The 13,560-nt window shown below is 57.4% G+C and carries 9 protein-coding genes; 3 read left to right on the top strand and 6 right to left on the bottom strand.

Translation table 11 applies throughout. The features are described from left to right. Window positions 1-92 precede the first annotated feature (92 nt). Window positions 93-911, top strand: coding sequence for a 2,5-didehydrogluconate reductase DkgB (dkgB, locus tag AB1462_RS15475; protein WP_090402219.1), 819 nt, complete (start codon window positions 93-95; stop codon window positions 909-911). Here dkgB and AB1462_RS15470 read toward each other — a convergent pair. The 6 genes from AB1462_RS15470 to AB1462_RS15445 form a co-directional block, all read right to left on the bottom strand. Beyond that, entirely contained in the window at window positions 908-1,330 is a 423-nt protein-coding gene (locus AB1462_RS15470; protein ID WP_259194296.1) for a chemotaxis protein CheY, read from the bottom strand. The genes dkgB and AB1462_RS15470 overlap by 4 nt on opposite strands. Window positions 1,331-1,464: 134 nt before the next feature. Then, complete coding sequence (locus AB1462_RS15465; RefSeq protein ID WP_367247168.1) at window positions 1,465-5,082, bottom strand: transporter substrate-binding domain-containing protein; 3,618 nt, start codon at window positions 5,080-5,082, stop codon at window positions 1,465-1,467. 1 nt (window position 5,083) lies between these two features. After that, a complete protein-coding gene (locus AB1462_RS15460) occupies window positions 5,084-5,713 on the bottom strand; it encodes a response regulator transcription factor (RefSeq protein ID WP_090402214.1) in 630 nt (209 codons plus the stop codon). A gap of 281 nt (window positions 5,714-5,994) precedes the next feature. After that, on the bottom strand, window positions 5,995-6,711 hold the full coding sequence (locus AB1462_RS15455) for an MgtC/SapB family protein (protein WP_090402212.1): 717 nt from the start codon (window positions 6,709-6,711) through the stop codon (window positions 5,995-5,997). A gap of 16 nt (window positions 6,712-6,727) precedes the next feature. Then, the gene (mgtA, locus tag AB1462_RS15450) at window positions 6,728-9,433 is read right to left on the bottom strand and encodes a magnesium-translocating P-type ATPase (protein ID WP_367247167.1); all 2,706 of its coding nucleotides are present in this window, start codon (window positions 9,431-9,433) and stop codon (window positions 6,728-6,730) included. Window positions 9,434-10,037: 604 nt separating this feature from the next. Continuing rightward, the gene (locus tag AB1462_RS15445) at window positions 10,038-10,382 is read right to left on the bottom strand and encodes an FKBP-type peptidyl-prolyl cis-trans isomerase (RefSeq protein ID WP_090402208.1); all 345 of its coding nucleotides are present in this window, start codon (window positions 10,380-10,382) and stop codon (window positions 10,038-10,040) included. A gap of 209 nt (window positions 10,383-10,591) precedes the next feature. Between AB1462_RS15445 and AB1462_RS15440 the strand changes: the two genes are divergently transcribed. Further along, complete coding sequence (locus AB1462_RS15440) at window positions 10,592-12,541, top strand: NAD(P)/FAD-dependent oxidoreductase (RefSeq protein WP_259194299.1); 1,950 nt, start codon at window positions 10,592-10,594, stop codon at window positions 12,539-12,541. A 120-nt stretch (window positions 12,542-12,661) separates the two neighbouring features. Beyond that, window positions 12,662-13,549, top strand: coding sequence for a nitrilase family protein (locus AB1462_RS15435; protein WP_090402204.1), 888 nt, complete (start codon window positions 12,662-12,664; stop codon window positions 13,547-13,549). The last annotated feature ends 11 nt before the right edge of the window (window positions 13,550-13,560 follow it).

Raw genomic sequence — 13,560 nt, 5'->3', positions numbered from 1 at the left:
AGGCAAGAGTCCTTTTCGGGTTCGACGGTGTTTCCGAAGGAACGACGAGGGGATACTCAACTCCATTGCCTACAGCCCTATTGGAGTTACTGATGTCTACCCTCACGCCAAAAGTCCCCGCCTTCGGCCTCGGCACCTTTCGCCTGCAAGGCCAGGTGGTGATCGATTCCGTCAGCACCGGCCTGGAACTGGGCTACCGTGTCATCGACACCGCGCAGATCTACGAGAATGAAGCGGACGTCGGCCGGGCCATCGCCGACAGCGGCATCCCGCGGGATGAACTGTTTATCACCAGCAAGATCTGGATCGCCAACTTTGCTGAAGGCCAGCTGATCCCAAGCCTCAAGGAAAGCCTGCGCAAGCTCAAGACCGATTACCTGGACCTGACCCTGATCCACTGGCCATCACCTGAAGACCAAGTGCCCGTCGCCGAATTCATGGGGCAGTTGCTGGAAGCCAAACGCCTGGGCCTGACGCGCCAGATCGGTATTTCCAACTTCACCATCGCCCTGATGAAGCAGGCCATCGCAGCCGTGGGTGCCGAGCACATCGCCACCAACCAGATCGAATTGCACCCTTATCTGCAAAACCAGCAGGTTGTGGATTTTGCAACCGCCAACGGCATCCAGATCACCTCGTACATGACCCTGGCCTACGGTGAAGCGCTCAAGGACCCGGTGATCCAGCAGATCGCCGAGCGCCATCAGGCTACCCCGGCGCAAGTGACCTTGGCCTGGGCCATGCAATTGGGTTATGCGGTCATCCCATCCTCAACCAAGCGTGCCAACCTGCAAAGCAACCTCAAGGCCCTGCAACTGACCTTGAGCGCTGCTGACATGGCACAAATTGCCGGGCTGGAACGGGGCCAGCGCTTGACCAGCCCCAAGGGCATTGCGCCGAAGTGGGACTAAGCCCCGCCCACCGGTGCGCGGGATAACTCGCGCAGCCACGGCAATACCCGCAGGCCGGCAGTGGCCGCGGGTGGGTCGATAATGTCCATGAAGTGTTCGAGATTGACGTTGTCCGGCACACCGGGCAGCCGCACCAGCACCGCCGGGGTTACGCCGGGGGGTGCACCCAGATCCAGGTGATCGTAGACCAGAATATGGTTCACCTGGGGCTGGGGCCCACAGACGTGGGCCGTCAGCCCCGCATTGATGATCAGCACGTCGAAGGGTTCCGCGGGGATGGCGGTGAGTATCTGGACTTCCTCGAAGGTTTGTACCGGCACGATCCGGTGGTACCCCAACTGATTGAGCATTTTTTCGATGTACAACCGTTGCAGGTGTTGTTCATCAGCAATCAGGATGGTCAGTGCTTTGTTCGGCATGGCAAACCCCTGGGCAGGCAGCGCTCGTCAGTGAGCGAGGCCCATTTTCCAGACATATCCCGAAGACAAAATCAGGCATGTTCCCCCTTCATGTAGGAGTTCTCCCAAATCAACCGAATGGCCATCTCCGGCCGTCAAGCCTGATTGCCGTAACGCCTAATGCTGTGATGCAACTGTTCGATGGCCACGTCTATCGCCTCTACCGCAGCGCCCAATGCAACGCCGTCATGCTGTTCACACACGCTTTCCAATGTCTCGCAGCAAGTGATCAACACCTGAGCCTTGACCATGCGCGCGCCCCCTTTGACGCGATGAGCCAGGTCGTGAAGCTTGGCGAAATCAGCCTGCGATTTCAGGCACGGCAACAGCCCACGGTCTTCTTCGAGGCTACTGAGTAACGGCGTCAACAGCCCGTTGAGGGCATCGTTATCTCCCTGCGTCAGCGTGATCAGTGAACTTAAATCAAACCCCACTTCCACTTCATCCACTAGCACGCCGGCGGTCCGTGATGCCAAAGCCAGGCGCAAGTCCTCAAGCCCGGTAGGCTTGAACAGGCAACCGTCCATGCCTGCTTGGCGGCAGCGTTCGGCTTCTTGCGGCAAGGCATTGGCGGTGAACCCGAGTAACAGGCACGGCGTCAGCCCCAACTGGCGCTCCTGTGCGCGAATATCACGCGCCAACGTGTAACCGTCCTTGAAAGGCATGTTGCAATCGGTGATCACGCCATCAAAATCTCCAGCCTGCCACAATGCAAATCCTTGGGCGCCATCCTCGGCCGAGGTGATGCGATGTCCCAGAAAACTCAGTTGTCGCGCCAGCAACAAACGGTTGGCCGGGTAGTCATCCACCACCAGAATGTTCAACCCGCGTACTGGCGGAATGTGCGGCACCGGGACACTGAGCGGCACGGCTGTGGTCAGTGCCAGCGCCAACGTCACATCCACCCGCGTGCCCTTGCCCAGCACACTGCTCAAACGCAATTGCCCACCCATCATCTCGCACAGGTTACGGCTGATCACCAACCCCAGGCCCGATCCGCTTCGCGCTGGCTGCTCGTTATTGCTGCCTTGGATAAAGGGGTTGAACAAGCGCTGCTGATCTTCGGCGCTGATGCCAATCCCCGTGTCCTCCACCCACAACCGCAGGTTCAGTTGGTCGTTGACCAAGGCCGGCGCAGCCTGGGCACCCAGGAGCACCTGGCCGGCGGCGGTGAACTTGATCGCGTTACCCAACACATTCGACACCACCTGCTTGAAGCGCAACGGGTCGACTAACACCGGCCGGTCGATCAATGGGTCGAGCTCCACCTGCAACACCAAGCCCTTGTCCCGCGCCAGCCCCTCGAACACACGTGCCACCGAGGCCAGCAGTTCGTGCAGATTGGCCGGCTCCAGGCTCAGGGACAGGTGGCCGGATTCGATCCGCGCAATGTCGAGAATATCGCCGATCAACTCCAGCATGCCCCGGGACGCCACTGATGCGACTTCCAGCGCATCGCGATCGGCCACGCCCTGTTCGGCGTTTTCCAGGGCCAGTTCGATCATGCCGATCACCGCGTTCATGGGGGTGCGGATCTCATGGCTCATGGTCGCCAGAAACGTGGTCTTGGCACGGTTAGCGGCGTCGGCCTCCTCCTTGGCTTCCTGCAACTGGCCCAACAAACGCTGGCGCTCGCTGACATCCACCCAGCCGGCAATCATGCCGACGACGCTGCCATTGCTATCGCGGTACGGGAGCATCCACTGGTAGATGGTCAACGCATCGCCACCGGGCACCTTGAGCACGCGGTCATGGATCTGCGGATCACCCATCTCCATCAAACGCAAATAATCGGCATGAAACGACTTGGCCTGGGGCGGGTTACCCGTGTCGGTTTCCACCACAGTCTTGCCGATCACGTCTTCCAACTTGAAGCCGAACACATCGAGATAGGCGTTATTGCAGGCCATCAGGCGACCCAGGCGATCGCGCACATAGATCGGGTGTGGCGTGCCATCGATCAGCACGCTCATGAAACGCATCTGGTCGCTCAAGGCCCGCTCGGCCTGGGCGCGTTTGCGAATCAGGTTACGCAGGTAGAACACCCAGCCCAGGGTGACCAGCAGCAGCAGCGCAGCCAGGCCAAAGCCCTGGATGATCATATTGCGATGACGTTTCCAGTAGCTGTCTTCAATGATGATCTCGCTGCGCCAATGGTTGGTCAGCTCGTCCATTTCTTCAGGGGTTATGCTCAACAGCGCCTTGTCGAGGATCGAGTACAACTCCAGTTCGCTGCGGTTGACCCCAAAGGTAATGCGTGCGGGCTCACTCCCGACGGTGCTGGTGATGTGCAGGCGCTTACGGTAATTGCGCGCGATCATGTAGCGCGCGCTGATCAGCGAAACCGCAGTCGCATCGACAATGCCGTTGGCCACCAATTCCATGGCCTGCTCGGGGTTCTCCACGTCGACAAACCCGATGTTTGGATAGTCGTGGCTGATTTGCGCGGCCAGGCTGCTGCCGCGAATAATCGCCAGGCGTTTACCGGGCATATCTTCCAGGGTCACCAGATGCTCGTCGCTGGCGCGTACCACCAAGACATAGGGGTTGGATAGGTAAGGCCGGGTAAAACGGATCTTTTCGGACCGCTCGACACTCGGGGTGACGACCGCCAGCATGTCCACACGACCGGCACTGGCCTGCTCAATTTGCAGAGGCAGCGAACTGCCCCGCTCTACATCAAACTTCAAGCCTGTGCGCAAGCTGATGCGCGACAGTACCTCGGCACTCAAGCCTTCGAATTGCTCCTGTTCGTTGAAAAACGACAACGGCACGAATTTGTCGAGCACCGCCACCTTCACCCGTGGGTGCTTCTCCAGCCAGCGCTGCTCACTTTGACTCAAGCGCAGTTGATCCGCCTCGAGGAATCCGCTGCCGCCGGCACTCCAGCGGCGCAGGATTTCCAGCTGCTGGTTAGCCGGAATGGCGGCCAGCGCAGCGTTGATGATGCCCAACAGGCGCGTATTGCCCTGAGTGAATGCGAACCCGAAAGGGTTGACCTCCAAGGCGGAAAAATTCGCCATACGCACGTTATTCAGGTGGTTCTTGTTGATCAGATAGCGGGTGCTGATGGTGTCGCCCAGGTACACATCCGCCTGGCCGAACGCAACGGCACCAATGGCTTCGAAGGTCGAGGCAAACAAGAGCAACTGCGCATCGGGGTAAAAGGCCTGGACAGCATCGGGCTGCATGTAGTGGTAGAGCATCGCCAGACGCTTGCCCGCAAGGTCGGCCTTCAGCGCCTGGCTCTCACCCGCGCGTGTTACCAGCACGGGCTGGTCATTGGCGTAGGAACGGGACAGTACCAACTCCGGGTCGGCTGCCTCAAACCCATTGGCCGACCCCACGAAATCCACTGCGCCGGCCTTGAGGGCATTGATCACCTCATCGCGGCTGCCATAACGCCTCACGTCAATCGTGATATTCAGCGCCCGGGCGACCAGCGCCGCATAATCGGCCGTAATGCCTTCAAGCTCGTCGTTGTTGCTGCTCAGGTCAAAGGGCGCGTAATCGGGGGCAGACACACCCATCGACAGCGTGCGCCGCTCGCGCAGCCAACGCCAGTCGGCTTCGTCCAGCACCACCGAAGGGTTTGCAAGGGTGGAGTGGCCCAGCAGTCTCAAAACGTGAGGTTCCTCCAAGGCCATCGCCGCCCAGGGCAACAGCCCCATCAGCAAGATGGCCGCGCGTTTCAACAGCCGGGAGGTGATCATTTCAGATCAGATGATTGCGCTGGGCAAACTTGGACAGATGCACCACCGACGACATGCGCAACTTCTCCTTGAGCCGCGTCTTGTAGGTACTGATGGTCTTGTGGCTTAACAGCATATCCTCGGCAATATCCTTGTTGCCCAGGCCCAGGGCCAGCTTTTGCAGCACGGTCAATTCGCGGTCAGACAGCGCCTCCACCAACTCCTGCTCGGTGGACTGCAGATCGTCGCGACGCACCGAACTGGTGGGTAGGCTGGGGAAGCAACTGTAGCCGGACCTGATCGCCCTGATCGCCTTTTGCAGCTCATCGAGTTCACCTGTCTTGGCGACAAACCCCATCGCTCCCGCGCGCATGCAGCGAGTGGAAAAGAACACCGCCAGATACGAGGTCAGCACCAGGATCCGGCAGGGCAGCTCCAGCGCCTTGATCCGGCTGATCACCTCCAACCCACCGAGCTTGGGCATCGCCAGGTCGAGAATGACCAGGTCCGGACGTTCTTCGCGAGCAATCTGCATGGCGTCGGCGCCGTTACCCGCTTCGTAGATGGTATCGAAACCTTCCTTCCTCAACAGGTACCTGACGGTGGCGCGTATAAAAGGGTGATCATCCACGATTAAAGCTTTGTTGCTCATAAGACTCCCCTGGGAAGATCAGTACGCTTACATATCACGCGAGACCCCACTACCTGTGAAAAGTAACAGTTCCGACAAGCGGTACTGATTACTCCGTACGACACCTCAGGCAGCACAGGCCCCTCCTTTTGAAAAACACAGTAAACATGTGAAGCCACGCCTTGATTCCTGGACAGGCGCAAGCGCGCAACCTTAGCAACCGGGTGTTTTTTCCAATGAAGGGATAATCTCGACTAAATGTAGGACTTTTCCTCGGAGCGGCAAGGCCAGGCCTCCAGGATCTATTCGGTGGTGCTGGGACTCCAGAAGGCCTGCACTATCAGGGTCGAGTTGGAAATTCGCGCCACCAGGGCGTCCAACTCGTCACCGTCTACCGAGGTCGCCGCCAGTGTGGCTTCGATTTCAACTTCCTCGGTGCCGAACGGTCGCACATCGACATCGCTGGCCGGATAGTTACAACGCGCCAGTTCGGCTTCCAGCAACGCCAATACCGCGGTTTGCTGGGTGCGCCGGGCAATCACATACAGGACGTTGGTGACCTCCGCCGACACCACATCCAGCGGCTGGCGATTGATGTTATTGACGATTGGCCGCAGCAGGGTATTGGCCGCCAGCACAAACAGCGTGCCCAGCAACGCTTCGAGGACCAGGTCGGCACCGGCGCATGCCCCCACCGCCGCCGACGCCCAGAGCGTGGCGGCGGTGTTGAGACCGCGGACGTTGCCTTCTTCACGCATGATCACGCCGGCCCCCAGAAAGCCGATGCCCGACACCACATACGCCACCACCCGGACGGCGCCTTCCGCACCGCCGAGGCGGTTGGCCATGTCGACGAAAATCGCCGCTCCCACCGCCACCAGTACGTTGGTGCGCAGGCCCGCCGTGCGTTGGCGGTACTGGCGCTCGAAGCCGATCAGGCCACCGAGGATAAACGCGGCGGTCAGGCTGACCAGGGTGTCGATCAGGGAGTTGAGGTTGATGTTGTTGATTGCTTGCATGGGTCATCGTCCCTGTTCATTGCCAGCCAAACTTACGGATGTAGTAGCCCTTCACCGCCTGGGTCAGTGCCATATACGCCAGCAAAATCAGCGGCAGGAACACAAAGTACAGCGACGGCAGCGCCTGCAATTTGAAGTAATGCGCCAGCGGCCCCATCGGCAGGAAAATCCCCACGGCCATGATCACGCCGGTCATCACCATCAACGGCATCGCCGCGCGGCTTTGCAGGAACGGGATTTTCGGGGTGCGGATCATGTGCACGATCAGCGTCTGGGTCAGCAGCCCCACCACGAACCAGCCGGACTGGAACAGCGTCTGGTGGTCAGGGGTGTTGGCGTCGAAGACATACCACATGAGTGCGAACGTGGTGATGTCAAAGATCGAACTGATCGGCCCGAAAAACAGCATGAAACGGCCCACATCTCCTGGCTGCCAACGTTGTGGTTTGGCAAGCATTTCCTCGTCGACGTGATCGAACGGAATCGCGATCTGCGAAATGTCATACAGCAGGTTTTGCACCAGCAAGTGCATCGGCAGCATCGGCAGGAACGGGATAAACGCACTGGCCACCAACACCGAGAACACGTTGCCGAAGTTGGAGCTGGCCGTCATCTTGATGTACTTGAGCATGTTGGCGAAGGTGCGCCGGCCTTCCAGCACGCCCTCTTCCAGGATCATCAGGCTCTTCTCCAAGAGGATGATGTCGGCGGCTTCCTTGGCGATGTCCACCGCGCTGTCCACCGAGATACCAATGTCTGCCGTACGCAGCGCCGGCGCGTCGTTGATGCCGTCGCCCATAAAGCCCACCACATGTCCGTTGGCCTTGAGCAGGCGCACGATGCGTTCCTTGTGGCTTGGCGTCAGGCGGGCGAACACATTGGTGGTTTCCACGGCCTTGGCCAGCTCGGCGTCGGTCATGTCCTCGATGTCGTTGCCCATCAACAGGCCCTGTTGCTCCAGGCCCACTTCGCGGCAGATTTTGGCGGTGACCAGTTCGTTGTCGCCGGTCAGCACTTTGACCGCCACACCATGGGCTTTCAGTGCCTTGAGGGCCGGCGCGGTACTTTCCTTGGGCGGGTCGAGGAACGCGACGTAGCCGATCAGCGTGAGGTTGTTTTCATCCGCCAGGCTGTAAGTGTCACGCCCCGGCGCCATCGGTTGCGCGGCCACGGCCACTACCCGCAGGCCTTCTTCGTTGAACGCGGCAGTGACCTGGCGAATGCGCGCCAGCAGGTCTTCGGTCAGCGCTTCATTAACATCGCCATGGCGCACGCTGTTGCACACCGAGAGGATCTCCTCCACCGCGCCTTTGCAGATCAGCAGATGCGGTTGGCCCTGCTCGGCCACCACCACCGACATGCGGCGGCGGTTGAAGTCGAACGGAATTTCATCCACCTTTTGGAACGCTGTGCCGACCTTCAGCTCGCGATGCACCTCCACATGCTCCAACACCGCCACGTCCAGCAGGTTTTTCAGGCCGGTCTGGTAGTAGCTGTTGAGGTAAGCCATCTCCAGCACATCGTCGGACTCCTCGCCCCACACATCCACATGGCGCGCCAGGAAAATCTTGTCCTGGGTCAGGGTGCCGGTCTTGTCGGTGCACAGCACATCCATCGCGCCAAAGTTCTGGATCGCATCCAGGCGCTTGACGATGACCTTTTTACGCGACAGGAACACCGCGCCCTTGGCCAGCGTGGACGTGACAATCATCGGCAGCATTTCCGGGGTCAGGCCCACGGCAATCGACAGCGCGAACAGCAGTGCTTCGGTCCAGTCGCCCTTGGTGAACCCGTTGATGAACAGCACCAGCGGCGCCATCACGAACATAAAGCGGATCAACAACCAGCTGACCTTGTTGACGCCATGCTGGAACGACGTGGTCGCGCGGTCGGTGGCGGTTACGCGTTGGGCCAGCGCACCGAAATAGGTGCTGTTGCCGGTGGCCAGAATCACCGCCGTCGCCGCACCGGACACCACGTTGGTGCCCATGAACAGGATGTTTTCCAGGTCCAACGGGTTGCGGGTGTTGGCGTCCTGCTGCAGCGCAAACTTCTCCACCGGCATCGATTCACCGGTCATCGCCGCCTGGCTGACGAACAGATCCTTGGCGCCGAGCACGCGGCAGTCGGCGGGTATCATGTCCCCGGCCGACAACACGATCAGGTCGCCGGGCACCAACTGTTTGATCGGCAACTCGATGCGTTTGGCATCATCCCGACGCAGCACAGTGGCGGTGTTGCTCACCATGGCTTTCAAGGCATCGGCAGCCTTGTTGGACTTGGCCTCCTGCCAAAAACGCAACAAGGTCGAGAGCACCACCATGGAGAAAATCACCGTGGCGGCCTTCATGTCTTCGGTCAGCCAGGAGATCACCGCCAGCAACGTCAACAGCAGGTTGAACGGGTTTTTGTAGCAGTGCCATAAGTGCACCCACCACGGCAGCGGCTGCTCGTGCTCGACTTCATTGAGGCCGTATTGCACGCGCAGCGCATCGGCTTCCTGGGTGTTCAAGCCTTCGACATGACTGCCCAGCGTACCCAGCAATTGCACGCCACTGCTGTTGGCCGCGGCCACCAGGGTCTGCGCCAGGGTGGGCGGCACTTCGCGGCTGACGCTGGCGTCGGTGACGGTTTCGAGCATCGCCAGACGGCGGAAATGCCGGGCGATATGCCGGGTCCGCAAGAAGCCGGCGAAGAACTCTTTCAACAGAGTGAAGTTCATGGTGTGTTACTCCTGCGCGAGGAAAAAACCGTCGTGCAGGTACTGCCTGTCTCACCGCGCCCGTTTCAAAGGCACAGTCAGCTCGGCCCGCCCGCCGTAAAAGGCAGGCGCGTCCGTAGCATCCCGAGTTAAACCGGGTGCTGGTCAGCGTCGATGAGAGGGATCGGACAGGCGCCAGGACTGGCCGCTGCCGGGATGCCGCTTCTCGCTAGGTGGCGAGACAACGGCATCGAAAAAAATGCGCGTTATCTTGCCAAGTCTGTGCCGGTTACCGAGACCGGCCGACAACTGTCACTCGAACAAGTACCCACTGAGGGTCTCCGCTATTGATGAAAACGCGCGAAGCTTACGCCCCGGTGTAAGGAGAGTAAACCGTAGGAAAGTTTCCGCATGGTGAATAAGAAGATTCTTCAGGGAGGGTTCAGGAACCCCATTCTTGAAGCCGCCGAAGCTCGAATGTGAGGTGGCAGGTTCGCCAAATCCCGTAGCAGCTGCCGAGCGCAAGCGAGGCTGCGTCAGCGGTTCGTCTGACACACCGCGAACGCAGCCTCGCTTGCGCTCGGCAGCTGCTACGTACGAGGTGGTGGGCCAGGTTTTTGCGAAATTAATCATCCCGCGTCAGCACTTCCAGCAACTCAATCTCAAAGCACAGATTGCTGTTGGGCTTGATATGCGCGCCCATCGACCGTTCGCCATACGCCAGGTGCGCCGGCACAAACAACGTGCGCACCCCACCGACCTGCATGCCCATCAAACCCTGGTCCCAGCCCTTGATCACCCGCCCGGTGCCGATCACACACTGGAACGGCTTGCCGCGCGCCCATGATGAGTCGAAGACCGTGCCGTCTTCCAGGGTGCCGGTGTATTGGGTGGTGATCAGTGCGCCCTTGACCACGGCTTTGCCGGTGCCTGGGCGGGTGTCGGTGATTTGGAGTTCGTTGTTGTTCATGGGACGCTCGTGGAAGGCTTACTAAAGGGTGGGTTTTCTCAGAACTGTGTGGGATTGGCAAGTTTCGCGACAGCCGAGCCCGTGACTTCCCCTCCACCTACAAAAAAACACGACATGCCCTAGCCCGAATTCACACCCTGCTTATTTTCGCACTCAATGGCTACGTTGAATCTATTAAGGGACAACTACCCCAAGCAGGAAACATAAAAATGACCATCGGCTCCAACTTCAACTACCCCGCAGACATCGGCCAGCAGCATCGCCGAGAAAAACGCTCTACGAGTAACAAATGGAGAGCTAGATTCCCTAATCCTCCAGATCTGTGCTTTGACTATCGTGCTTTGGTAGAACAAGACGGTGGTATCGCCCAAGCGACTGACACTGAACATAAAATCTGCATTATTGGTGCCGGCATTACAGGGTTAACCACTGCACGTGAATTGCATAGATGCGGCTTCACAAATATTACATTAATTGAAAAATCAAAACGCATTGGTGGAAGGCACCTGACAGCTCTTGGGAGCAATAATACCAGCACTATCGGCCGCCCCCCTTTTGAAATGGGTGCAATGAGAATGCCTTTCTTCAACCTATCAGGCGAGCAACCAAAAGATGGCCACTCATTGATGGCTTATTACGCGAGCACATTTTCACTGACCTACTCAGACTTCCCCAACCCCGGCAGCCCCGCTGTTCATTCAACTGGAATATACCTACGAGAAGGAAGCATAGACAGTGGTAATGAACCAACCATGCTTATCTGGAAAAATGCCGATGAAAAAACAGCGCCACCCGGTAAAACATTAGCCTCCGTCTTCGCGAAGTGGAAAGTATTCTCCGAACGCATGACACTGCACGTCTCCGAGCACTACGGCTCGGAAAGCTGGGAGGCTATGTGGGCTTCTATAGTAAAACAATACGAAGGAACTTCATTTCGAGACTTGGTGAAGATGCCTGCTATAGATCGATGGCACCAAAATGACCCTGGCAATTTCGGTGGAATGGGAATGACCTCACAGGAGTCCGCTATTTTCTACTCCATCGGGATTGGTGATGGTAGCTGGGGAGCATTTTATGATATCTGCTCGATTTACCCGATACGCACGGCGATATTTGGTTTCAGTAGCCATTTGCAATTAATCCACGGACGCTTAGATTCCGAGGGCGTCCCCTTGGCATCACCTTATTTGAATGCTACAGACCCTATTGATTCGAGAGGACTACGCTTCAATAAACCAAACTACATCGGGCTTGGTGCTCTTGCCGAGTCCCTACTTTTCATAAAGCCAGACGAGACCCAGGAGTCGTTATACGAACATTTAATCAAACGCGCCTCAGGTTTACTGACCAACAGCTCAGTCACAAAACTGAGAAAACTTGAAAATGGAAAAATAAGAGTTTTCTACGATTGGAACGCCGCACCTCCAGAAATGACAGAAAAGAATTTTATTGACGCTGACTCCGTTGTAATGACGCTCCCCTCCTGGTTGATAGAAACACAAGTCCTACTTGAGGACTTTAGTCAAGAAATACTTCCACATGAAACGATTGCGGCCTACAAAACAGCCCATTGGGAAACCAGTTGCAAAGTATATGCACCGCTCAAGAAGTCCTTCCTATCACAGAACAAAATAATACCTCAAGCCATCGTAACCGACAGCTTCATACATGACGTTTACACCTATAGCTACAACAACAACCACACCTACGACTGCATACTATTAAGTTATACATGGGAAGACGACGCAACAAAGCTCTCCATATTCAGCGACAAAGAGCTTGTCGATAAATGCATAACAGAGTTAGACAGAATCCTTTTAAAGTCAACGAACATCAATAAGCGTATTTCTCCTTACATAGGGCGCGAGCAAGCAATCGTTCAACGCTGGATGAATGACAAACATTCCCTTGGCTGCGCAAAGCTTTATCGCCCAGGCACGTACTACGAATCTGTCGGTTTGATGAAGTACAACAGGGACTTCTCTCACAAATCTGGACTATATCTTTGTGGTGAGTCGTTCTCTGTAGACGCCGGCTGGACGGAGCCTTGCTTCAGAGGGGCTATCGACACAGCGATTAACATCTGCCACAAAACCCACGCGAACTTCAATGGTGGCTTTAGCCTGCGGGACTATCCAGAGTACAAATTGGAAGATTAAATTAGCTTTGGAGAAATCAGCTACAGCACAATAGGAATCATCTGACTTTTATTTAAACACTCTATCGCCTCTTATAAACATCCAACCAACTCTGGTTGCATAACAATAAGAGGTCACCCCATGAGCGAACCAACCAGCCCTGCCCGCGTCGCCGTCATTCAGTTCAATCCACAGGTCGGTATAGCCAACCGAAGCGACAACCTGCATCAAAGCCTGGTACTGGCGACTGAAGCAGCAAAGGGTGGCGCCAATCTGATCGTGCTGCCGGAGCTTTCCAACTGCGGATATTTCTTCAGCAGCCGCCAGGATGCGTTTGATCATGCAGAGGCGGTGCCGAGCGGACCGAGTGTGCGGGAATGGATTGATTTTGCCTGCAAGCACCAGGTGTATCTGGTGGCTGGCCTTAGCGAAATCGACGGTATGCAGCTGTTCAACACAGCCGTGTTGCTGGGCCCCAACGGGTTCATAGGCAAATACCGCAAAGCCCATTTATGGAACCTGGAAAAGCTCTGGTTTACCCCGGGGGATACTGGCTTTCCAGTGTTTGAAACGCCGATCGGTCGTATCGGCATGCTGATCTGCTGGGACATCTGGTTCCCGGAGGTGCCGCGCATTTTGAGCCAGCAAGGCGCCGATATCATTTGCAGCGTGAACAATTGGGTGTGGACACCCCCACCGTTGTTCGATGAGGCAGGAAAGTGCATGGCGTCTTACCTGACGATGACAGCTGCACATGTGAACAACGTATTTATCGCGGCCGCAAGCCGCATTGGTGAAGAGCGAGACGCCCGCTATCTCGGATGCTCCCTAATTGCAGGGACAAATGGCTGGCCAATCGGCGCCGTGGCTTCGGCCAATCGCCAGGAGATCCTGTTCGCCGACATTGACATCACCAGCGCCCGCAGTGCGCCGATCTGGAACAGCCTCAATGATCTGCAGCGGGACCGTCGCAATGATCTTTATGATCAGATGCTCGGGTATTCCCAACACCCTGCCCTGCCTCGCTGAGAGGAGGGCAA

The organism is Pseudomonas sp. SB113, from assembly GCF_040754745.1.
In the GTDB taxonomy this organism is placed as follows: domain Bacteria; phylum Pseudomonadota; class Gammaproteobacteria; order Pseudomonadales; family Pseudomonadaceae; genus Aquipseudomonas; species Aquipseudomonas grimontii.
The sequence above is the reverse complement of the archived record's forward strand: the minus strand, read 5'-3'. Positions and strand labels throughout refer to the sequence as shown.